The 22,851-nt window shown below is 57.8% G+C and carries 20 protein-coding genes; 13 read left to right on the top strand and 7 right to left on the bottom strand.

What is annotated here, in order from left to right; all coding sequences use genetic code 11:
• Nucleotides 1-165 precede the first annotated feature (165 nt).
• Complete coding sequence (locus RBB76_RS09190) at nucleotides 166-1,836, bottom strand: DHA2 family efflux MFS transporter permease subunit (protein WP_429627722.1); 1,671 nt, start codon at nucleotides 1,834-1,836, stop codon at nucleotides 166-168.
• A 133-nt stretch (nucleotides 1,837-1,969) separates the two neighbouring features.
• Between RBB76_RS09190 and RBB76_RS09185 the strand changes: the two genes are divergently transcribed.
• From RBB76_RS09185 to RBB76_RS09170, 4 genes are all read left to right on the top strand, one after another.
• On the top strand, nucleotides 1,970-2,602 hold the full coding sequence (locus RBB76_RS09185; RefSeq protein ID WP_429627723.1) for an FMN-binding negative transcriptional regulator: 633 nt from the start codon (nucleotides 1,970-1,972) through the stop codon (nucleotides 2,600-2,602).
• A gap of 41 nt (nucleotides 2,603-2,643) precedes the next feature.
• On the top strand, nucleotides 2,644-4,320 hold the full coding sequence (locus tag RBB76_RS09180; RefSeq protein WP_429627724.1) for a M1 family metallopeptidase: 1,677 nt from the start codon (nucleotides 2,644-2,646) through the stop codon (nucleotides 4,318-4,320).
• 100 nt (nucleotides 4,321-4,420) lie between these two features.
• Nucleotides 4,421-5,200: a zinc ribbon domain-containing protein gene (locus tag RBB76_RS09175; RefSeq protein ID WP_429627726.1), complete on the top strand. Its 780-nt coding sequence runs from the start codon at nucleotides 4,421-4,423 to the stop codon at nucleotides 5,198-5,200.
• Between the two features lie 50 nt (nucleotides 5,201-5,250).
• Nucleotides 5,251-5,757, top strand: a complete 507-nt coding sequence (locus RBB76_RS09170) for a 5' nucleotidase, NT5C type (RefSeq protein WP_429628885.1) — start codon at nucleotides 5,251-5,253, stop codon at nucleotides 5,755-5,757.
• 16 nt (nucleotides 5,758-5,773) lie between these two features.
• Here the strand turns inward: RBB76_RS09170 and RBB76_RS09165 are convergent, their stop codons facing one another.
• Complete coding sequence (locus RBB76_RS09165; protein ID WP_183981394.1) at nucleotides 5,774-6,211, bottom strand: DUF2251 domain-containing protein; 438 nt, start codon at nucleotides 6,209-6,211, stop codon at nucleotides 5,774-5,776.
• A gap of 147 nt (nucleotides 6,212-6,358) precedes the next feature.
• Between RBB76_RS09165 and RBB76_RS09160 the strand changes: the two genes are divergently transcribed.
• The 4 genes from RBB76_RS09160 to RBB76_RS09145 all read left to right on the top strand — a co-directional run bounded on the left by RBB76_RS09160 (nucleotide 6,359) and on the right by RBB76_RS09145 (nucleotide 11,414).
• On the top strand, nucleotides 6,359-7,561 hold the full coding sequence (locus RBB76_RS09160) for a hypothetical protein (protein ID WP_429627727.1): 1,203 nt from the start codon (nucleotides 6,359-6,361) through the stop codon (nucleotides 7,559-7,561).
• A gap of 139 nt (nucleotides 7,562-7,700) precedes the next feature.
• Entirely contained in the window at nucleotides 7,701-9,464 is a 1,764-nt protein-coding gene (locus RBB76_RS09155; RefSeq protein ID WP_429627728.1) for a L,D-transpeptidase family protein, read from the top strand.
• 41 nt (nucleotides 9,465-9,505) lie between these two features.
• The gene (locus tag RBB76_RS09150; protein ID WP_429627729.1) at nucleotides 9,506-10,141 is read left to right on the top strand and encodes a YdeI/OmpD-associated family protein; all 636 of its coding nucleotides are present in this window, start codon (nucleotides 9,506-9,508) and stop codon (nucleotides 10,139-10,141) included.
• Nucleotides 10,142-10,307: 166 nt separating this feature from the next.
• Entirely contained in the window at nucleotides 10,308-11,414 is a 1,107-nt protein-coding gene (locus tag RBB76_RS09145) for an A/G-specific adenine glycosylase (RefSeq protein ID WP_429627730.1), read from the top strand.
• Between the two features lie 41 nt (nucleotides 11,415-11,455).
• On the opposite strand, the gene RBB76_RS09140 is transcribed toward RBB76_RS09145, so the two are convergent.
• The gene (locus tag RBB76_RS09140; protein ID WP_429627731.1) at nucleotides 11,456-12,286 is read right to left on the bottom strand and encodes a helix-turn-helix domain-containing protein; all 831 of its coding nucleotides are present in this window, start codon (nucleotides 12,284-12,286) and stop codon (nucleotides 11,456-11,458) included.
• A gap of 165 nt (nucleotides 12,287-12,451) precedes the next feature.
• Between RBB76_RS09140 and RBB76_RS09135 the strand changes: the two genes are divergently transcribed.
• The 4 genes from RBB76_RS09135 (at nucleotide 12,452) to RBB76_RS09120 (ending at nucleotide 16,184) form a co-directional block, all read left to right on the top strand.
• A complete protein-coding gene (locus RBB76_RS09135) occupies nucleotides 12,452-13,720 on the top strand; it encodes a fibronectin type III domain-containing protein (RefSeq protein WP_429627732.1) in 1,269 nt (422 codons plus the stop codon).
• An 8-nt stretch (nucleotides 13,721-13,728) separates the two neighbouring features.
• The gene (locus RBB76_RS09130; protein ID WP_429627733.1) at nucleotides 13,729-14,577 is read left to right on the top strand and encodes a fumarylacetoacetate hydrolase family protein; all 849 of its coding nucleotides are present in this window, start codon (nucleotides 13,729-13,731) and stop codon (nucleotides 14,575-14,577) included.
• A gap of 77 nt (nucleotides 14,578-14,654) precedes the next feature.
• Nucleotides 14,655-15,653, top strand: coding sequence for a transaldolase (locus RBB76_RS09125; protein ID WP_429627734.1), 999 nt, complete (start codon nucleotides 14,655-14,657; stop codon nucleotides 15,651-15,653).
• 129 nt (nucleotides 15,654-15,782) lie between these two features.
• Nucleotides 15,783-16,184 (top strand): hypothetical protein, encoded by a 402-nt coding sequence (locus RBB76_RS09120; protein WP_429627735.1) that lies wholly within the window; start codon nucleotides 15,783-15,785, stop codon nucleotides 16,182-16,184.
• A gap of 87 nt (nucleotides 16,185-16,271) precedes the next feature.
• On the opposite strand, the gene RBB76_RS09115 is transcribed toward RBB76_RS09120, so the two are convergent.
• From RBB76_RS09115 to hslV, 4 genes are all read right to left on the bottom strand, one after another.
• Nucleotides 16,272-17,579 (bottom strand): diguanylate cyclase domain-containing protein, encoded by a 1,308-nt coding sequence (locus RBB76_RS09115; RefSeq protein WP_429627736.1) that lies wholly within the window; start codon nucleotides 17,577-17,579, stop codon nucleotides 16,272-16,274.
• 745 nt (nucleotides 17,580-18,324) lie between these two features.
• Nucleotides 18,325-19,329, bottom strand: a complete 1,005-nt coding sequence (locus RBB76_RS09110) for a FecR domain-containing protein (RefSeq protein WP_429627737.1) — start codon at nucleotides 19,327-19,329, stop codon at nucleotides 18,325-18,327.
• Nucleotides 19,330-19,628: 299 nt separating this feature from the next.
• On the bottom strand, nucleotides 19,629-21,227 hold the full coding sequence (gene hslU, locus RBB76_RS09105; protein ID WP_429627738.1) for an ATP-dependent protease ATPase subunit HslU: 1,599 nt from the start codon (nucleotides 21,225-21,227) through the stop codon (nucleotides 19,629-19,631).
• A 64-nt stretch (nucleotides 21,228-21,291) separates the two neighbouring features.
• The gene (hslV, locus tag RBB76_RS09100) at nucleotides 21,292-21,948 is read right to left on the bottom strand and encodes an ATP-dependent protease subunit HslV (RefSeq protein WP_429627739.1); all 657 of its coding nucleotides are present in this window, start codon (nucleotides 21,946-21,948) and stop codon (nucleotides 21,292-21,294) included.
• A gap of 140 nt (nucleotides 21,949-22,088) precedes the next feature.
• Here hslV and RBB76_RS09095 point away from each other — a divergent pair, with 140 nt between their 5' ends.
• Complete coding sequence (locus RBB76_RS09095) at nucleotides 22,089-22,613, top strand: hypothetical protein (protein ID WP_429627740.1); 525 nt, start codon at nucleotides 22,089-22,091, stop codon at nucleotides 22,611-22,613.
• Nucleotides 22,614-22,851: the final 238 nt, after the last annotated feature.

The following is a 22,851-nucleotide window of genomic DNA, read 5'->3' as shown; positions in this document are numbered from 1 at the left end:
CGATTCCAATAACGCAAAGAGATTGCGCCCCGGGGAAGTTGAATGTCAAACGGGTGTTACGCAGAATGAAAACGCACCGTTGAGGCACGGCCTACATGGTTGTATTCGGAGCTGGGCCTTCAATGCCTTTTCCGCGATGCAGACGGCGGCCGATCTTCTTAATCGTTAGTGGCCGGCGGAGGGACTTGCATGTTTCGGCGGCCGCGGGATGAAGAAGAGAAGCGGTAGCATGCAGGCGCAGAAGATGGCCATGTACTGGATGATGTCGAGATAGGCGAGCATGCCGGCTTGGCGGTGGAGCTCGTTGTAGAGATAAGCCTGTGCGGTGTGGGATCCAGCGCCAGTCATGGGGTTGCCACCGGTGTGGCCGCCAAACATGCCTTTGAGCTTCGCCACTCGATTCATAAATGACTGATTGCCTGAGGTCAGGTTGCGGACCATGTTGGTCTCGTGATTCGCCGTCCGTCGAGTGAGCATGGTTGCGACGAACGCTGTTCCAACGGATCCACCGATGTTACGCGCCAGATTCGTCAGGCCGGACACATCGTTATTCTCGGACTGCTTCACGCCAATGTACGCGATGGTGTTGATCGGGATGAACAGGAAGGCGAGGCCGGATGCCTGAAAGCAGCGCACGAAGACCAGGTAGCCGTAGCTCACGCCGAGGTTCAGCGTATGCATCGTAATTAACGAGAGCGTCAGCATGACGAAGCCGTAGCCGATCAGCTTGCGTGGATCGACCTTGCCAACCAGAATGCCGACAACGGGCATCATGCACATCATCATCAGGCCCGCGGGCGAAAGCACTAGCCCCGCAAGTTCGGCTGTGTAGCCGAGCAGCGTTTGGACGAACTGAGGGATCAGGATAGTTGTGCCGTACAGCGAGAAGCCGAGTACGAACATCAACAGGAAGCTGATGGAAAAGTTTCGGCGTTTGAAGAGCGTTAGATTCAGAATGGGACGATGGCCGTCGCGAAGCTGCTTGAGCTCCCACCAGATCATCGATACGAATGCAACGACCATTGCCACGGTAAAGAACGTGATGAGGCCCGATGAAAACCAGTCGTCCTCCTGACCCTTGTCGAGGATGAACTCGAGTGAGCCAAAGGTAAGGCCAAGCAAACCGAAGCCGAGAAAGTCGAGTTTGATGCCGCCCTTCTGCGACTGTTCGACCTGCTTCTTCACCCAGGGCGGATCTTCGACGATGCGCGATGTAAGGAACAGCGAGATCAGACAGATGGGCACGTTGAGGAAGAAGATCCATCGCCAATCGAAGTTGTCCGTGATGTAACCGCCGAGAGTGGGGCCGATTGCGGGTGCGCAGACCACGGCGAGGCCGTACATCGCAAAGGCCTGGCCACGTTTCTCCGGCGGAAAGGTATCGGCGAGAATTGCTTGCTCCGAGGGAGCGAGTCCGCCGCCGCCGATTCCCTGAAGGATGCGGCAGAAGATCAGAATTGGCAGCGAGGGAGCAAAGCCGCAGAGCGCGGAGCTGATGCCGAACAGAGCGACGCAGATCATGTAAAACTTCTTGCGCCCGATGAAGGTGGTCATGTAGGCGCCGGCAGGAAGAATGATGGCGTTGGCGACCAGATACGCGGTGAGCACCCAGGTGGCCTCATCCTGCGTGGCCCCCAGGCCTCCTGCGATGTGGGGGAGAGCGACGTTGGCGATGGAGGAGTCGAGCACCTCCATAAAAGTCGCCAGGGTTACCGTCATGGCAATGATCCACGGATTGATTCGCGGCCGCCATGGCTGGTCGACCGTCGGGTGGTGCTCGGGTTTATGCGCTTCTGAGAGCTGCGCCTCGGGGAGTTCGACTACTGTGGCTGCCATGTGTGGTTTATTCGATTGTATTGATATCGGCTGGGATTCAGAGAGTTGTACACGAAAGTTGCAGGATTCGCGGAAACTTGCCATCTCGGCGGTGGTGATAGGTTCTAGCCAGAGCTATTTTTGAGGAGCGGCTATGTACATTCCCCGGCCAAATCAGGAGACCCGCATTCCCGTCATCCATAAACTCATGGAAGAGCAGCCGTTTGCGTCGCTGGTCACCATGGGGGCGACTGGCCTCTTCGCTTCGCATATTCCAATGGTGCTCGAACGGGATGGCACTGAATTCGGACGTCTCAAGTGCCATCTTTCGCGAGCGAACCGGCAGTGGCGCGACTTCACACCTGAGGTTGAGGCGCTTGCGATCTTCTCCGGCCCACAGCACTACATCACGCCCTCGTGGTATCCGGAAAAACAAGAGAGCGGAAAAGTGGTGCCGACCTGGAACTATGCGGTTGTTCACGCCTACGGACATCTCAGGGTCATCGAAGACAGCGATTGGCTGATGGCCCATCTCGAAAGTCTGGTGACGATTCACGAAGCCGAGTTACCGGCTCCCTGGAAGATTGAAGATGCTCCAGCGGACTATGTCGCGTCGCAGATAAAGGGCATCGTTGGATTGGAGATGGTCATCGAGCGACTCGAAGGCAAATGGAAGGTGAGCCAGAACCGCTCAGAGCAGGACCGCGCGGGCGTCGCAAAGGGCCTGGCGGAGTTGGACACGACGGAGAGCCTGGCGATGAAAGCCCTTGTGGATCAGAGAAATTGAACTCTACGCAATTCCAGGGGAATCGCGATAGGCTTAAATCAATGTCTTTGCACGCGCGTCGCAATCGGTCTCTCAACATTCTGTTTTTGTTCAGTTGTATCTCGTCGGCCTTCGCTCAGACGGAGAACCCGGCTGCCAACGCGATCGCTCCGCCAGCGGTTAAAGAGCCCACCCACGCTGATCTCTTACGCGGCGCTTACGGTCCATATCGCGCGAATAATGATCTTCTCTTTTATCACCTCGATCTCCGAGTCGACCCCGAGAAGAAATTTATCAGCGGCAGCAATGAGATTCGCTTCAAGATGCTGGCAGATGGTACTCGCATCCAACTCGAGCTCTTCCCTACCCTCCAGATCGACAGCATTAAGATGAGCAAAGATCCGCTGAAGTACGAGCGTGATGGGGGCACGTTCTTCGTCGATTTTCCGAAGACCCTGCGCGCCGGCCATACCTACTCCATCGAAGTCCATTACTCAGGCAGCCCGGTGGAGACCGGCCGTTTCGGCTGCTTCACCTTCAAGCAGGACACTGCCGGACACCCGTGGATCAACACCGCCTGCGAGGAGACCGGCGCCAGCGTCTGGTGGCCGAATAAGGATCAATGGCGCGACGAGCCGCAGGAGGGCATGGAGATCAACGTTGCCGTTCCGAACGGCTTGATGGATGTTTCGAATGGAAAGTTCATGGGCAAGAAGGATCTCGGCGATGGCTACACGCGCTGGGACTGGAAGGTGCATTACTCCATCAATAACTATGACGTCGCCCTAAACATCGGCAACTACGTTCACTTCGACGACAAGTTCGGCGATCTTGCCCTCGACTATTACGTTCTGCCTGAGAATCTCGACGGAGCGAAGCGCCAGTTTGCGCAGGTTCCGGGCATGATGAAGGCCTACTACCACTACTTCGGCGAGTACCCCTTCAAGAAAGATGGCTACAAACTCATCGAGGTTCCCTACGCCGGCATGGAGCACCAGAGCGCCGTCGCTTACGGCAATCACTTCCACAATGGTTATCTCGACCGCGACTGGACAGGCGTCGGCATTAGTCCGCGCTTCGACTTCATCATCATCCACGAGAGTGGGCACGAGTGGTTCGGTAATGCGATTACGGCCGCCGACAAGTCCGACATGTGGATCCACGAGGGCTGGACGACCTATCTCGAATGCCTTTACGTGGAGTACAACTACGGGCACGACGACGAGGTGAAGTACGTCAACGCGCTGAAGAAAAAAGTAAAAAACGACCGGCCCATCATCACAGCCCGCGGCACCAACGCTGAGCCGCCGCAGGATCAATACTTCAAGGGCGCTCTGTTCATCAACACGCTGCGCAGCATCGTCAACGACGATACCCGCTGGTTTGCGCTGATCCACGGCTTCTATCAACGCTTCAAATACCAGAACATCATGACGGAAGACGTTGATCAGTACTTCAGCCAGCGGACCGGGATGAACCTGACTCCTGTCTTCGATCAATATCTGCGGCACACAGCGATTCCGACGCTCGAGCTGAAGTTCGACGAGTCAGCGGGCAGCGTTCAGTATCGCTGGGACGCCGATGAAAAAGACTTTGCCATGCCGGTGCGCGTAGGCTTGAAGGAGCATTGGGAGACGATCCGTCCCACCACCGAATGGCAGTCCATGAAGACGGAGCTTACGAAAGATCAGTTCGACGTGGCGACCGATTTGTACTACGTCAACGTCGACAAGCAGTGAGGCGCATACTTAACAAGTAGAGACTGCAGTGCTAGACTTCGAGTCTTCCTCTGTTGGCAATTTGCTTCAGTGATCGAATCGAGTAGAAAGGAGCCGCGGGATGCATCCGGATCTTGAAAAGCTAATCGTATTGCAGGCACACGACGTCGAGGCGAAGCGGCTGCGCGATGAGATGGTTGCGCTGCCGAAGCACGTGGCGGCGCTCGAAACCAAAGCGAAGGCAACGCAAGGACAGCGTGCCGTCATCGTCGATCTCATCGCAAAAGAAGAGGCGTTGCGGCGGAGGCAGGAATCTGACGTCAAAGACCAGAAGGTAAAGATCGAACGCACGCGCAAGCATATGGATCTGGCCACGACGACCGTGCAGGTAACGGCGTTCGAACACGAGATTGCATTTGCTCAGGCGGAGATCAGTAAGCTGGAAGACGCTGAAATCGAGAGCATGGAGCGCAGCGAGGGGTTAGACGCGCAGAAAAAACTCGCGGATGAAGCTGTTACTGATGCGACCGCAACTCTGGAGCGCGAGCGTGTTCGAGCGGCAGAGACAGTTGCGCTTGATAAGACACTGCTCGCAGCGGTGGAAGAGAAGCGCACGGTTGTGCGCGCGGAGATCGGCGAGGCAGCACTCTCGACTTATGATCGCATCGCAAAGGCGAAGGGGACAGCAGTGGCTGAGGCGCTCAACCAGAAGTGCATGGCCTGCCAGATGATGGTGCGGCCGCAGCGTTGGAACGACCTCCGCGACCGTAGCAACGACGACACGATGATGACCTGTGAGAGTTGTGGCCGGTTGCTGTACTACGATCCCGCGCGGGACGCCCCGCAACGTAAGACGGTTCCAGTGGAAAGCATCGCAGCATCTATTATTCGGTCTCTTTAGCAAGTAGAAGAAGGAGTCTTCGAGGTTCGGTGAAAAGAATCTGCATAGATATGGACGAGGTGATGGCAGATGCGCTCGGGGAGCATCTGCTGCGTTACAACAAGCACTTCGGCGAAAACGTTACGCTCAAGGATCTTCAGGGCAAGTGGCTGTGGGATGTAGTCTCCACCGATCGTCACGATGTGCTCGACGCGTATCTGCGCTCAGAAGACTTCTTCGAAGTGCTGGCTGTGATGCCTGAGTCTCAGCGTGTTCTGCAGCGGCTACACATGAACTACGAGGTGTTTATCGCGACTGCAGCGATGGAGGTTCCGACCTCGTTTCAGGCCAAGTATCGCTGGCTGGCGAAGCATTTTCCATTTATCCCGGCATCGCACATCGTCTATTGCGGTGACAAAAGCATTCTCCGCGCTGACTATTTGATCGACGACAACCCGCGGCAGCTGCGCCGCTTTCAGGGCGAAGGCATCCTCTACAGCTCGCCCCACAATGCCGGGGTGACGGGATTCAAACGCGTCAACGACTGGCTCGATGTGGAGAAGCTGTTTCTGGACTGACCTTGGGTGTCTCCTTTTAAGCGTAGAGATTCGATTCAAAGCGCTGGAAGGCGGCATCCGACCAGGCGTGGCTCGATTTGCGCCAGGTATCGCCCTCCTCCGGCATGAAGTTGGGAAAATCCATGCGGCAGTAGCCGCAGCGGGCTTCAAAGTCGTAGAGCGCCTGCGCAGTTCCGTCGAGATACAGCGCCGCCTGCAGCCCGTCGCGTGACCACTCCACCGAGGCGATGCGCTGTGGCTCAGGACGCTTCAACTCGGCGTCGCTCTTGGCCAGAGCGGCCACGTTGTAGATCAGCATTGCGTCCATAATGCTGTGCTCGTGCAACTCCTGCGAGCGGTCGCACGCATAGAAGTATCCAGCGACGCCTTCATCTTCAAAGACCACGGTCCACGGAACGATGGGCGAGTTAACGGAGAGAAAGGCAAGGCCAGGGGTGAAAGAAAGCGACTGCATATCTCTCACGATACACTCGAAGAGGCGGCCACTGAATGTCTTCGGCCGTGTAAGTTGAGCGACAAAGTGGACGCTAGTTGCAGCCGGAAAGCCGGATGCGAGATCAGATTGAAGGAAAGATAAAGGCCGGCCTACCTCACGATGGGAATGAAGCTCCCCCGCATTAAGTTCGGACGACCGCAGCAGATGGCTGGGCTGCTCCTGCTGGTTTTTCTCGCGGAGTGCCTCTGGGTTGTGAGCCGGCAGCAGCTGTCGCAGCAGGACTATCGCTACGCCGAATGTGGGCGCGAGATGTGGGAGCGGCCTTCGCCGCTGGCTGGTTACTTCACCACATGCGGCAATCTCAACGGCGACGGAACCTTTGCCTATCGCGTCGCTGGGCTGCCTCTGACTTTACAGCGCATGGTGATGCTCGGTGCGGACAAGCTTCGTAAGCCGGAGAACCGGCTCTATGCGCAGGGGTCACTCCATGGTTCGACGTGGGAGGCGCGGCACGAACTCTTCAGCGTCAAGTACCTTCTCCATCTGCCGTTTATCTTCTTCGCCATCTGGCTGGGCGGCGGTCTGTGGTGGGTCTGTCGGCGGCTCTTCGGAAATGAAGGCGGATTCTTCGCCCTGGGGCTTTACTGCTTTTGCCCCGCCATTATTCGGTCTGCCGTCACGCCTAACAACGAAGTTCTGGCGATGTGGGGGCTCTACGGGTTGGTGTACACCGCCATGGGCGTCGCTCACGCAATGCAGGGACCGCGGCGCAAGTGGAGGCCGCGAATCGCTCTGCTCACTCTTTCGCTGGGGCTTACTGCGGCGGCGCATCTGCTCGCGGCAATCATCGGCTTTGTGATGGCGGTGGTATGGATGATGTATCTGGCGCAGCGCCGGCGCAGCTACGTCATGCAGATCCTCGTCTTCTCCGCCGTCGGCGCGCTGGCAATCTTGTTTGCGTCTTATGCCTTCCGCGTGGCTCCCTTCAGTTATGTCTTCACCGGCGGTGGAGCACGGTTCTGGTTCGCGCTCGACGGGGTGAGGCGATTCTTCCTCAACACTACAAATGCCCCCATCATTGTCGCTACGCTCGTGGCGCTCCTGCTCTATGTTTCAATCCGGCGCTGCCGCTACTTCGGCAATACCGCGCCGCTGGTTATGGTCTTGCTGCTCTTTCCTCTGGTAACGACGCAGACGGTATCGCAGCCATGGGTTTGGGCACTCCCGTTCCTGTTCACGTTTGTGGGCGGAGTCTTCGCAGATGTGCTCGAGATGCGTCAACGCAAGATGTTCCTCGCACTGTCAGGCACGATCCTTCTCCTGCAGGCGGTTCTCTGCGTCTCCTTGCTGCCGGAGATTGCGCGGTAAATCCTTTCGCGGGGTGGGAACTGTATCTGGATTGCCAATGTTTGCTGACAGGGATTTGCTCGAATTCTCAAGAGATACTGCATAATAGGTCGGCAGACTCATAAAATTGTCGTGTTCCCGAAGGATGGTCTCCTACGTAATGATGAAAGTCTCTTTCCGCTTCGCTTGTACCGCATCTGCTCTAACGGTTTTGCTGCTTGTAAGCGGATGCCACCGTCATCGCAAGTCGAAGTCTCAACCCAACACGACGGCCTATGCCGACAAGCTGCACGAGATGGTCGAGAAGAAGGCGCTTCCGCCAGAGAAGGTCGACACCACCAAGGTCCCGAATCTGCGCTGGCCGAATTTTTCCGATTACGAATCCATCGTGGCTACCTTCTACGACGATCGCAACTATGAGGTGGCGTGGACCCGCGATGGCGCACCGACTGCTTCGGCGAAGGGCTTTATCCAGGCCTTTCAGGATGCAGCATCGAAGGGCCTGATTCCCGAGGACTACGACGCCCCACGCTGGGCAGACCGCGTTCAGGCGCTCAACAGTAAGTCTGACGACGCCATCTCGCTCTTCGATGTAGCCATGACCGTCAACGTCATGCGCTACATCTCAGACCTGCGCATCGGCCGTGTCAATCCATCGCGCTTCAACTTTGAGATTCCCGTCCAGGACAAGAAGTATGACCTGGCCGAGTTCGTCTCCGACAACGCGGTGGATGCTACCGATGTGCCGAAGCTCATCGCCGGGGTCGAGCCAGACTCTGACGAATACCGCCAGACCGAAGCCGCGCTGGCACACTACATGGTTCTCGCGAAACAGCAGGGCGAAGCGCATGCAGACCCGCTGCCGACAGTTCCGAAGGCAATCTCGGTGGGTGGCAGTTACCCCGCGCTGACTGCTCTCCTCACCAGGCTCCAGCTCGAAGGCGACGCAGAGGCCAGCGCAGCATTATCGTCTCCGAACACGACGACCTTCGACTCTTCGTTGTCCGAGGCCGTCAAACACTACCAGCATCGTCATGGCTTTACCGAAGATGGAAAGCTCACGCCGCAGACGATCCAGTCGCTCAACGTCCCAATGGACTTTCGCGTGGCGCAGCTGCAGGATTCGCTCGAACGTTGGCGCTGGCTCCCTGAGCCATACCTGCATGCGCGTCTAATGGTGAACCTGCCCGAATTCGTGCTGCGCGGCTTTGACCCCGATCATAAACTCGACTTCACTATGCGGGTCGTCGTAGGGAAGGTGATGGGACAGCACGAAACGCCTGTATTCACGCACATGATGAAGTACCTCGTCTTCCGGCCTTACTGGAGTGTTCCGGTCGACATTGCACGCAAGGAGCTGGTGCCGCACATGGAGGCCAACCACGGCTATCTTGCGAGCAAAAACTTCGAGGTGACCAACAACAAGGGTATTCTCCAAACCGACTACACCGCCAAGCAGGTAGCGCAGGGCGCCGTAATGGTGCGTGAGAAGCCGGGCCCGAAGAACTCACTCGGCTTAGTCAAATTCATCTTTCCGAATCAGTACGACATCTATCTGCACTCCACGCCGGCTGTCTCGCTGTTCGATCAGACCCGTCGCGACTTCAGCCACGGCTGCATCCGCGTACAGAAGCCCGCCGACCTCGCCGCATGGGTGTTGCAGGGGCAGGGCGACTGGGATCTCGACAAGGTGCAGGAGGCCATGAACAGCGGCCCGGACAACAAGACCGTCAGCCTCAAAACGCCACTTCCGATTGTGATCTTCTACCTTACGGCTATCGTTGAGGACGGCGGGGAGGTCCACTTCTTCGACGACATCTACGGCTACGACTCCGAGATGCAGAAGGTCTTCTCCAAAGGCCCACCCTACCCGATCAAACCCCAGCCCATCGTGCCGAAGACCAAAGAGGGCGACACGGTTTAGAAGCATGTACACTGCTGTCCTGAAAACAGGAGTCCAAGCGGATGCCAGCTGCAAACTTCAATCCCAAGGTTGATGCGTACTTCGCGAGAGTGCGCCCCTTCGCGCTGCCGATCATGGAGTATCTGCGCGAGCTTGTCCACAAAGGCTGCCCCGAAGTCGAAGAGACCATAAAGTGGAGCCGTCCCTTCTTCGAATATCGTGGCGCAATTCTGTGCAATATATCCGCCTTCAAAGAGCATTGCAGCTTCGGCTTCTGGGGCGAGGAGATCGGCGCGGTGCTGCGCGAGGCCGGCGTCGTCCAGGAGGGCGGCATGGGTTCGCTCGGCCGCATCACCAACATCAAGGATTTGCCATCCAACAAGCAGATGCTCAGCCTGATCCGCCAGGCCGCGGCCTTCATCGACCGCGGCGAGTACACCAGCCCGATCGCAGCCAGACACAAGGTGGTAAAGGCTCCGAAGGCTGCCGTCGAACCACCCTCGGAGCTGCTCGCTGCTCTCAAGAAAGACAAAAAAGCTGCGAAAGTCTTCGCCGCGTTCAGCCCAAGCGCCAAACGCGAATACGTGGATTGGATTGCCGACGCGAAACGCCAGGAGACACGCGAAAAGCGCATAGCGACTGCGGTCGAATGGATCGCCGAGGGAAAGCAGCGTAACTGGAAATATCAAAACTGTTAGAGGCGAACGTCAGCCGCGTCCCTTATCGCCGGAATTCGCGTTTGTGCTCTTACCCCATCGGCCGTACCGTCCGCTTTGTAATTTTTAGCTGTCTCCCGATTCACGAGGCTATAGACTTGCTGCGATGTCTTCCCTACCCAGGCCAGTAACACCCAACGAAGATCGAATGCAGCGCGCTGCTCCGAGAAGTGCAACACTCGACGCTCCTCTCTTCCGGCGAAGATTGATCACTTGGTACCGCACCCACGCGCGGGAGCTCCCATGGCGGAACGTCAGTGATCCCTATCGCACGTGGCTCTCTGAGGTCATGCTGCAGCAGACCCGCGTTGCGGCTGTCGTCGAACACTATAATGCCTTCCTGCGTCGCTTCCCTACGATCCTTGCTCTGGCCCTCGCGCCTGAGGCCGAAGTGCTTGCCATGTGGTCGGGTCTTGGCTACTATCGCCGGGCGCGCATGCTCCACAAGGCCGCACAGTTCCTCACGAAAGAGCGCGGCGGTGTTCTGCCCAGTACGTCCGCGGAGTTACGCACACTACCCGGCATCGGCGAGTACACCAGCGCGGCCATTGCCAGTATCGCTTTCGGGGAGAGCATCGCCGTAGTCGACGGCAACGTGGAGCGGGTGTTGTTGCGTCTCACGGGGCGTCCCGAACAAAAAAATGCGGTCGGCCGCGCCTTCGTCCAGAAGCAGGCGTCCGCACTCGTGCCCAACCGGCGCAAGGGCGAACGGACCAACTCAGCCGGCGGCCACAATCAGGCCATGATGGAGCTCGGCGCGACGATCTGTCTCCCCCGTGCTCCGCTCTGTCTGCAATGCCCTGTGTATGGAATGTGCAAGACACGCGGCGAGCATCTCACGCTGCCACGAGCAGCGCAGCTAAGTCGCCCAGCGGCCTATCTGCTCAGCCTGCGCAAGCGCGGTACCCTCACCGAGGTTCTGTTACAGCTTCGCGCCGACGACTCCAGCCTGATGCCGAGCATGTACGAGTTGCCCCCACTGCCACAGGACGCCGTTCAAGGACGCGAGCCGCTGCTGCGCCTTCGCCACGCCATTACGAGTACGAACTATTACGTACAGGTCTACGCCGCCAGCGGACCCCAGGACCGTGGCCTGCGCCGATCCGTTCCCGCTTCAAAGAGCGACCTGCACTGGGTGCTGACCCGCCGGCTCGGTTCCTTGCCTCTCACCGGTTTGGCGCGCAAAGTCCTTCAGCGGCTCGACGTCATGAAGGTAGAGCTGCCGAAGCTACCTGCTGCAAAAACCATAGCGTGAGCGAAAGCTCGATCGAAACTTCGCCTCACCCCACGACCGACTCAGTGCATCTGCGAAGAAACCTTCTTTGCAGATGTTGACTGCGGGAGAATCGCAGCCGGAACGCTGCGAACCTTTCCATTGACCCCGTTCGGTTGCTTGTTTCCGCTTCCAAGCTGCATCAACACTGGATGCTGCAATGTTACGATCACCGCCGTGGCGGGCGTCTTGCCGGCGCACATGTAGCTGTGGATCGTATTCGCGTCGAAGTAAACCGCATCCCCTGCCTCCACGTGATGCGTCACCTCGCCGTGCCGAACGTCGAGGGAGCCCGAGAGCAGATAGAGAAACTCGCAGCCAACATGCTGGTGGGCTCGCGGCGAACGGCCCTCTTTTTCGGGGAGGAACTCCGCAAAGTATGGATCGAGCTGACGGTCGGGAACCAGATACCCCAGGCTCTCGAAGAAATAGGCGGGGTCGTCCGCGCCAGTCTGGGGCAGACGTACCCGGTCGTCGCGGCGATGCACCCGAAATAAAGTCTGCGGCTCCGGGTCGAAAAAATAACTGAGGTCTTTGGAGAAGACCATCGCGATACGCGCAAGGTTGCGCAGCGTTGGCACCACGCGACCGGTCTCCAGCTGCGACAGAAAACTCGCCGAGAGGCCGGTATGGCGACCCAACTCCACCAGTCCCATCGATTTCTTCAGTCGCAGGTATTTGATGCGCTCGCCGATTCTCTTTTCAGCGATGAAGGACTCAGCGGCCTCTCCATCTACCTGAAGATGTCGAACGTCGACTGCCGAGTTCGCTCGCCCGCCGGGAATAAAGGTATCGGACGGACCGGAGATCTCTGCAGTTGCCAATATGGAGGAGGAGGAGGAAGTTTTGCTCATAGTTTTATTCGCTAGGCCAACAGACGTTGAAACCCGATCAAAAGATGTACGGGTGACTCTACTTTCTGGATTGGATGCCGTTTTTTTTCCCAGCGGTGGTCTGATCTCTCCCCGAGCCGGGTCTCTGCCCTATGATGGTCACAGCCCTATGATGGTCACAGACCAATGAAGTTTTTGCCCATCCTCTGCCATCCGCTGACCCGTCGATGGCTGACCCTAGGTGCCGGAGCGCTACCAATTGCCTTTGTTGCAGGCTGTGCCAGTCCCGGGCCGCCGCACGCTCCCTCCCTCAATCTGCCTGAGGTCGTACACGATCTCACCGCGGACCGCACCGGCGACCAGGTCACGCTTCATTGGACGACCCCGGAGAAGACCACCGATCACCTCGTGATCAAGGGTGCAATGACAGCAGAGATCTGCCGCGTCACTGCTCCAATCCCGCCACCGGCGGTTCCCTCAACCCCAGCCTGCACTGTAGTTACGCGCCTCCCGGTCTCGAGCGGGCCCAGTCATGCCGAAGAGAACCTACCCTCATCCTTGACCGTGGATCCCGCCTCCCTTCTGGCCTACCGGGTGCAGCTCTTCAACGCGCACGGCCGATCCGCAGGACTCTCCGCCGAAGCCTTCGCCGCCGCGGGTGCGGCCCCTCCGTCGGTCGAGAAGCTCCACGCGACCTCAGTCCGCGAAGGTGTTCAGCTCGAGTGGCAGAAGAAAGACACCACCTCGCCGGTGCAACTCAACCGCTTTTTGGCCACGTCCGCCAGCCCGACTGCACCTCCCGGTCCGGCCAATCCCACTTCACCCGCCGCATCGAAGCCCGCGTCTCGAAGCAGACTTAGAAAAACCTCGCCTCCTTCGACTTCTAGCTCGGCAAAATCCACCGCCGCAAAATCACAAGCGGTGCCAATGACTTCGTCGAAGACTCCAGGCGAGGTGAAACTGGAGACGACGAAAGCAGCAGTCGATGCAGGCGGTACCGTCGACCGGACCGCACAGAAGGGCGAAAGCTACCGCTATACCGCGCGGCGGCTTCGCGAGGTCTCCCTTCAGGGCCATGCGCTCGAACTCCGCAGCGACCTCTCCTCGCCGGTAACGGTCACTATGCTCGACACCTTCCCCCCCGGAGTCCCTACCGGGCTTGAAGCCATAGCCGGTGGCGCCACGCCGTCTGATCGCTCCATCGATCTTTCATGGACCCCTGACATAGATCCGGACCTCGCAGGATATAGTGTGTATCGTCAGGAAGTTACTTCAGCGGGCCAAGTTGCGGGATCAGCGACACGCCTGAACTCAACTCCGATCGTCGGTCCTGCCTACCGCGATCAAACAGCCGTTCCCGGTCATCGCTACGCCTATCGCGTCACCGCGGTCGATGCCTCAGGGAACGAGAGCGCTCCAAGCGCCGATGTGCAGGAAACATTAAGGGAGCAATAAAAAAACACATGCGTTACTGCAAGTATCTGTCGTCTGAAAACGGCACCTTTCTCCCTCGTTATGCCCTGGTGGAGAAGCGCAACGGAGCCCTCTGGGCCACGCTTCCCATGCAGGCCCCGCAGGAAGACCTGAACTCCCGCATCCTTGGCGGCGTTCCCATCCCCACCCTTGCGGTGGAGTTCGACCCAACCCCGCTCGATGACCTGCATCTGCTCCCTCCGGTCACGCCCTCAAAGATTCTCTGCGTCGGCCGCAACTACCGCGATCACGCCGCCGAGCTGGGCAACGAGGTCCCCTCCGAACCCCTTCTTTTCCTCAAGCCGCCCTCATCCTTACTCGGTCCCAAGGGCACCATCCGCATGCCTGCCATCTCCAATCGCGTTGATTACGAAGGGGAACTCGGCATCGTCATCGGCCGCCGGTGTTACAGGATCGGCCCCGACGAAGACGTCCGCCCCTATATTCGTGGCTATGTCTGCGTCAACGACGTCACCGCACGTGACATCCAGAAGTCCGACGGCCAATGGACGCGCGGGAAGGGCTTTGACACCTTCTGCCCCGTCGGCCCCATCGTCTCAGACGAGATTGATCCCTGCGGATTCGGAGACACAGCCGCCTCACCTGTCACCGTCACCACGCGGCTCAACGGCGTCGTCAAGCAGCAGGGTTCCACCCGCGACCTCATCTTCCCCATCGCCGAACTCCTCCGCTACATCACCGCCACCATGACACTCGAGCCTGGCGATCTCATTCCCACAGGAACTCCCGCAGGAGTAGGAGCCGTTCTTCCGGGAGATCGCATCCAAGTTGAAATAGACAGTCTCGGCGTTCTCGAAAATCAGTTTGCCGCCGGATGACACCTCCCGCGCTCTAACAAACAGCGCAATCGCCAAGAGCTTGATAAAATCAGTACTAACAGCCAAGGAGAAATGTTATGGCATCGTTACTCGAACAGCTTCGCGGTTACACCACCGTCGTCTCCGACAGCGGAGACTTCAACGCCATCCAGCAGTTCCGCCCACAGGATGCGACCACGAATCCATCGCTGATCGCCGCCGCCGCCGAGAAGGCTGAATACCAGCCCGTCGTCGATGAGGTTCTCAAGAAGGTGCGCAAGGAAGCAGGCGCCAACGTCTCGGATAAAGAAGTCGCTGCAACCGCCTTCCGGCCTCTCGAAGTCGCCTTCGGCCTTAAAATTCTCGACATCGTTCCCGGCCGTGTCTCCACCGAGGTTGACGCCCGCCTCTCGTACGACACCCAGAAGTCCATCGATGAGGCTCACGCCATCATCGCCCTCTATGACAAGGCCGGCATCTCACGCGACCGCGTTTTGATCAAGCTTGCCTCCACCTGGGAGGGCATCCGTGCCGCTGAGATCCTTGAGAAGGAGGGCATCCACTGCAACATGACGCTGCTCTTCGGTCTTCATCAGGCCATCGCTGCGGCCGAAGCCAAGGCCACCCTTATCTCGCCCTTCGTCGGACGCATTCTCGACTGGTACAAGAAAGACACCGGCAAAGATTACGCTCCTGCCGACGACCCCGGCGTTCACTCCGTCACCACCGTCTACAACTACTACAAGAAATTTGGCTACAAGACTGTCGTCATGGGCGCGAGCTTCCGCAACATCGGTGAGATCACTGAACTCGCCGGCTGCGACCTTCTCACGATTGCACCGAAGCTGCTTGAAGAGCTTGCAAAGACCGAGGGCACGCTGCCACGCAAGCTCGATCCCGCCAAAGCGCAGAGCCTGGACATCAAGAAGATTCCGATCGACAAGGCCACCTTCGACAAGATGCACGCCGAAGACCGCATGGCCACCGACAAGCTGAAGGAAGGCATCGACGGCTTCTCCAAGGCCATCGTCGATCTCGAAGTGCTTCTCGAAAAGCGTCTCAGCGAAATCGCGGAACCTGCCACAGCAGCTCGCTAATCTTCAACAAAATCAATGCTTTTCCTCTCGGCGGCCTGATAAGAAAGGCCGCCGAGTTGCCTTGTAACAAATTTTTTTTTGGGCCAACTCTCTCTTGTTCAACTTTCTCTAAACAGAGAGAGGTGAAACATGCACGCTTTCAAGTTTCTTGCAGCAACTGCAGTGACTACTCTCAGTTTTGCAATCGCGGCACCTAAAGCGCAGGCTCAGATCAGCGTCAACATCGGCCCTGCTCCTGTGTGCCCGTACGGCTACTACGAAGCCCCACCCTACAACTGCGCTCCCTACGGCTACTACGGCCCGGAGTGGTTTAGCGGTGGTGTCTTCATCGGTGCTGGTCCCTGGTTTCATGGCCCGGATCACTTCTACGGCCACGTAGATAACCACTTCCATCCCGAGCACGGCTATCACGGCCCATACCCCGCCCGTGGCGAAGCCCCGCGCGCCGACTTTCATCCCGAACACATGGAAAACTTCCACGGCAACGAGATGCGTGACGGACACGGCCACATAGGCGGCGAACACCACTAATTCAATCGCAACAAATCAGTTACACGAAAAAGGCAGGGACCGTTGTTCTGGTTCCTGCCTTTTCTTCACCTCGCCACATCCTGCACTCTATCGCTGCGCGCTCGCCACCGCGGCCAGCTGGGAATCCGCTGCCGTCGCAGTCAGCCCAGCTGCACTCTTCACCGGTTGAGCCCCCGGCCTCTGCTTCAGCGTATACATTCTCTGGTCCGCCACCCGCACTAACCGGATAGAATCCTGCGCGTCCTCCGGGTACATCGCCATGCCCATGCTCGCGGTCACCACCATCGGCCTGCCTTCAACCAGGATGGAACGGTTCAGCGCTCGCTGCACGGCCTCCATAAAATGATCGAGAGACTGCTGTCGTTCTATATCGGCCGCCACGATTACGAACTCATCCCCACCCAGCCGCGCCAACGTATCGGACGACCGTACGCTTTTGCGTAGATTCGTCGACACCTCACGCAGTACCTGATCGCCCGCCTGGTGTCCCAGCGTGTCGTTGATCTTCTTGAAGCCGTTCAGGTCCAGAATAATCAGCGCCAGCCGCGTGCCTGTTCGGTTGGCGCGTTCGATCGCTGTCGTCAGCCGGTCTGCAAACAGACGCCGGTTCGGCAATCCGGTCAACTCGTCATGGAGCGCCAGCCATTCGTTGCTTGATACCTGCTCCTCCAGCATCACCAGAATCATGCCGATTGAGATCAGCGACTTCTGCATATTCCAAATGTGTGACGCGATATCGGCATACTCGCGATACTGCACGATCCAGGGATGCAGCAGCAGGCACAACGACCAGATCGTAAAACCCGTCACAATTGCCAGCTTCCCCGTGCTTCCTGCCGGCAGCCTTCTCTGGAAGTTCACCGCCGCAGTCGCATACACGCAGCACAGGCTCCAGTACACCGCCGCCCGGTAGTCGGAGATATGGATCAGGTATCCCATCGCCATCCACCCGCATACATGCAACACGGCCACCGTCCAGCTACGGCGCAGATAGAGGGATGTTGAAACGCCAATCACCATTCCCGCGGCCATGCACGGGAAGAACGCGATCCCCTTGTTCAGGTGCAATCCATAGACCGTGCAGAGCGCCAGCAGCGGCAGGCCGTTCAGCGAAAGATACAGCAGCCGCGAAGCCTTCGAGACAGGGTGAACTCCCGCAGCCCATACGAAGATCATTCCGGTCAGCAGGTAGCAGTCCATCACGATGACATGAAGAATCTTCTGCGGTGGTCCGTTCTGTGCGTAAAACGTATGCGCAGCCGCTTCCACCAGAGTGAAAAACAGGCCCAGCAGCCACAGATCCGCGCGCTCCTGAGGATGCCGCCGGCGCAGCAGGACCAGAATAAAGATCAAAATCATCAACGCCAGAAGATCGGGAAGAAAAGAAAAGTTCATCGGGACCCGGGCATCATCGCACTTGGATTTGACCTCAACCCGAGGCCTCGCGGGATGCGTTTGCTACCGCTCGGTGACAGAACGAGTGCCATCACCTTAAATTCCTGAAACCTGAATCTGAACCATAGTCCACCAGGCACCATCAGCGCGATGGCAAAATCATTTTTTTTACATAACTGAGAAAATTGAGACGAAGAACAGCCCAGAATGAGAACTCTGCAGCGCTCTGCTGCTATGGGCAACTGCGGCCTCGAAGTTTCTGAAGACGGCAGAAAAATCTACAGACTCACATGCATCTAACCCGCCCGCCCGGGTCTCAAACTAGCTGAATTTATTGCGCGGGGCCCGTGTTAGCTTTCGGTCCAACAGACATTCAGACGTCGTTTGTCGCACAATTATGCGGTATTTCAGAAGAAACCAAACATAAAAATACACTACATCGCTACCTCAAACCAACTTCCCGCTGGCACTTCACCTCATTCAAACGTTGTAGTGAGTTCTGCAATTTCGCGTTCGGTCGACTAACACACTTAAGTCCGCCGAAAAGATGTCATACGCAATGGTTTAGTGATCACAATCTACAAACCGTTACACAGGAAGTTCGCTAGTCAACATTAGAACTCTACTGAAGAATCCCTACCGCATCGGTCCGGCCGCTACGGTGCTGTACGACAGTGGTTGCAAACAGAGAGGGCTGGCGCTTGTCTCTCGATCGCCAGCCTTCCGTTCTATTTTCTGCTTTGTACTACCGATGACCTCCTCCTCCACCACCACCGCCGTGGAAGCCGCCGCCACCGCCCTGAAAACCAGCGCTGCCGCCATGGAAACCGCCATTCGCGACCGCTGCTCCACGGTACCCGGCTCTTACACCACTGAATCCATACCCCCCGCGATAACCATAACCACGCCCATAGAAGCCTCGGCCATAGACGAAGCCGCCGCCATACAGGTAATACGGAGAATAGAAGCCAAAGCCGAAAGGACTGAAGAACGGTCCGCCGCCAGGCAGCCAGTCATATCCATAAAGATAGGGATCCCATGCCCAGCCCGGCGCGAATCCGCCGTAGCCGTAGGCAGGCCCATATCCCGCATACTGCGCTGCCAGATCGACATTCGCCTCGCCAAGATACTGCGAGCGCAGTTGACTCCAGCGATAGAGATCGTCCTGTGAGCGGTCTTTGTCGAAGCCCACAGGCTTCACACGCTCGCCCGTCAGCGCAAGCTGGTGTCCGCCCTTCACTTCAATCGGCTTCACATTGCTTTCGAGATCAGTGCCGGGATAAACCGCAGCCTTGCCGTCAAAGGCCCGCACTGTATTCGCATCTGCATTGAATTCATACAGACCATTCTTCAGAATCTGCGTCTGACCGCCCTTCTGATCGATCAGGATTCTGTTCTGCGGGTAGAGCTGGTCGGCCTCTACCTCTGCACGTCCTCGCTCGACCGACACCTCGGTGTGGGTCAGGTCCGGCCGTATCATCTTCACCGTGCTGTTCTTATCCAGCCGCAGGAAGATGCCCGGCGTCAACAGCATCTCCGCCTTACCGTCCGCGGTCGCCAGATACTGCCCAGCTTCCACATTGGCCTGGCCCACAGAGCGCGCCGTAACCTGTTGGCCATCAATCGAAGCCTGGCCTTCTACGTAATTGAGAGTTCCTGGGCGGGCTGGGTTCGCGCCGGGCTGCTGTCCAAAAGCCGGCACAAACAGAGTCGCCAGGGCAAGGGAGAGAAGTGAAGTTAGCCTTGGCATTTCATAAAACCTCTGTTCATTTAGATGAGACAGAGACGTTAACGTCACAATGGTATCGAACTACGCTTGACCATTGAACCCCATGTGGCTCAATAAGTTGCTACGCCTGACGGACGAATGACAAGGATCAGACACAACGCAATCAAAAACGTTGAAATCCAGCCTCTAAGCCGCCAAGTCGCCCAAAACCGACCTAAAAATCATTTGTAAAAGTCTTGTCTCGCGATTCGGTGCGAAGGCCCAGATCAAATTCAAAGGCCGGCGCACCCTCACGCCGGTCTCTTCACCGCTTCAGAAAATTACAAGATATACCGCGACAGATCCTGATCCTTCACAATCGAAGCCACCTGTTGCCGCACATACTCAGGGTCCACCACGACGACCTTCTCCACGCCCGTTGCGGTCTGTCGCTCGATCACCGGCAGTGGAGGCGATGGCACCTGCGCCTCAGACGTAAGCGAAGCAGACACAGGAACCTCGCCCACCACACCCTCTTCGGTAATCTCCGCCCTTGGGCTCTTGAACAGATCCGGCGCCTGGAAGCTGATCTCGTCGAGAACGCGCTCAAGAATCGTATGCAGCCTGCGAGCCCCAATGTTCTCAGTAGTTTCGTTCACCTTGAAGGCAAACTGCGCCATCTCTGCAATCGCTTCCTTCGTAAACTCCAGCTTCAGCCCTTCCGTCTCCAGCAACGCCACGGACTGCTTCACCAATGACGACTTCGGCTCCGTAAGAATGCGAATAAAATCATTCACCGTCAACGAATTCAGCTCAACGCGAATTGGAAACCGCCCCTGCAACTCCGGAATCAGATCGCTCGGCTTCGAAACATGAAAAGCTCCAGCCGCAATAAACAGAATGTGATCGGTTGAGACCATCCCATACTTCGTACTAACCGTAGTGCCTTCAACGATCGGAAGAATATCCCGCTGCACACCCTCGCGCGAAACATCCGGTCCATGCCCGCCTTCACGGCCTGCAATCTTGTCGATCTCATCCAGAAACACAATCCCAGAATCTTCCACTCGCTCCACCGCAAGCCGAGTCACCTGATCCATATCGATCAGCCGGTTCTCTTCTTCCTGCACCAGGTAGTCGAAGGCCTCAACAACCTTCATCTTGCGCTTCTTCGTGCGCTGCCCAAACAGGCCCGGCAGCATGTCCTTCAGGTTGATATCCATCTCCTCCGAACCCTGGTTGGAGATCACCTCAAAGCTGGGCTGGTTACGGTCGCGCACATCCAGCTCCACCGTGCGCTCATCCAACTTGCCCTCACGAAACTGCTGCCGCAGCTTCTCCCTCGTCCGGTGCTCGCGGTCTCCCGGCTTCTCCTCGTTGTCATCCACCGAAGCCGCAGTAGGAAGCTGAATTACGTTGCTCCCGGGCTCGTGCGTGGCCGCAGCCGCTGTCGTAGCGGCCGCAGGTGTCGTAGACGGCGTCGGAGGCAGTAGCAGATCGATCAGTCGATCCTCAGCCGCAAGCTCTGCCTTGTCCTCCACCTCTTCCATCTTCTCTTCGCGAACCATGTCGATCGCGATCTCCACCAGATCGCGCACAATCGACTCCACATCGCGCCCCACATAACCCACCTCGGTGAACTTCGAGGCTTCAACCTTCAGAAACGGCGAGTTCGTCAGCTTCGCCAGCCGCCGCGCAATCTCTGTCTTGCCTACGCCCGTCGGCCCAATCATAATGATGTTCTTCGGCATGATCTCGTCCGCCAGCTCCGGCGAAAGCTTCTGCCTGCGCATGCGGTTGCGCAGCGCAATCGCCACTGCCCGCTTGGCCGCATGTTGTCCAACCACATATTTATCAAGCTCCGCGACGATCTCTCGCGGTGTCATCTCATCGAGCGCAAGTGCCTGATCTTCTGCTGCTCCGGGTAAAAAAATTGCCATCTTGCCGTACTCCTGGTCGCATATCGCTGCGACGAAACTTTAGGGGTTCTACGAATGGCCGACGCTACTGGTTCGCTGTGGGTTCGGTCTTCAGCTCTTCGACCGTCATCTGGTCGTTGGTGTAAACGCAGATCTGGCCCGCAATCCTTAGACTCTTCACCGCGATCTCACGGGCGCTTAAATCTGTGTTTTCCATCAGAGCTCTCGCACTGGCCAGCGCGAAGCTGCCACCCGACCCGATCGTCGCAATCCCCTCGTCCGGATCGATCACGTCGCCGGTGCCCGAGATCAGAAAGGTGTACTTCGGGTCGGCGACAATCAACAGCGCCTCTAACTGCCGCAGCATCTTATCGGTACGCCAATCCTTGGCTAACTCCACGGCCGCTCGTCCCAGATTGCCGGCATACTGCTCCAGCTTCCCCTCGAACCGCGCAAACAGCGAGAACGCATCCGCGGTCGATCCCGCAAACCCCGCCAGAACCTTATCCTGATAGAGACGGCGTATCTTCTTCGCCGTTCCCTTCATGATGGTGGCTCCCAACGACACCTGTCCGTCAGCCGCCATCACGACAGAGTCGCCGCGGCGCACGCAGATCACGGTGGTCGAACGAATTCTCCGCCCCTCGCCAAGATCCAGAGGATGGGCAAGACCGGACAGAAGAGTGGAGGCTTGTTTTACAACAACAGGCGACTTGGTGCGGGAAGAAGAGGCTCGCTTCATGGGCAATCTCCAGTATATCGTGCGAGCGAACCTATCCCTCGAAGTCGCTTGCCGGTTCCATACCCGGAAAGTTGTGTACTGATACAGCACCTTATCGCTGACGATCGCCCTGCCATGGACTATGCTTTTGGGCAGAGACTGTGTTTTCGCTGATTACAACCCATCTGCCGCTCGCCCTCCGTTCGCCGAGAGTCCTCATCGCCATTGGTGCAACGACCGCCGCAGCAATCGGTGTCACCACCTACGCTCTTACCCGCCGCAAGCCATCGGCTGAAGAGTTGGAGCGAGAGCGTCGCGAGCTATTGGCACGAACCGGGCGTATTACCGACGGAACCATCATGGACACCATGATCGCGGAGGTTCGCAAACCGGCGCTCGACCTTGCAGACGATCCAGAGCCAGTCCGCCAGGGTCCTATGACACCCGAGATGATCGTCTACGTCTACCGCATCGCAGGCGTAACCTACGAGTGCGCGCAGGACGTCACCATGCTTCCCGAACTGGTTTACGGCGTCCGCACCGATCTCCCGATCCAGGTTCGCTACGCTCCACAAAATCCAGCGAACAGTATCGTCGTAGCTGAAACATGGAGCGGCTTGCGACTAGGCGCCCGTCCCCCCGTGCCTTATCCCTCGGAAGAGGATGAACTCGGCAACGCGGTTTAGGCCCTGCGCGGGCGGCGGTCACTTCGTGACGTGTATACCCCTTCGGTTGGCGCTCCCGTTGGTCGCGATCAAGAATCTTTTGCCGACCATCGGGAGGCCCTGGGCGAAGCCGGTATACAAGTCACGAAGTGACCGCCCCGCGCGCAGCGGGTATCTCTCTGTAACGGTGCCGTAACCCTTGTCGATTGAACCTAACCCCCGCGCAGACTACACTTAATCTCATGCACATGGTCGCAAC

This window comes from Tunturiibacter psychrotolerans (assembly GCF_051013365.1).
Lineage (GTDB): Bacteria > Acidobacteriota > Terriglobia > Terriglobales > Acidobacteriaceae > Edaphobacter > Edaphobacter psychrotolerans_A.
This window is presented reverse-complemented; position numbering and strand designations above follow the sequence as displayed.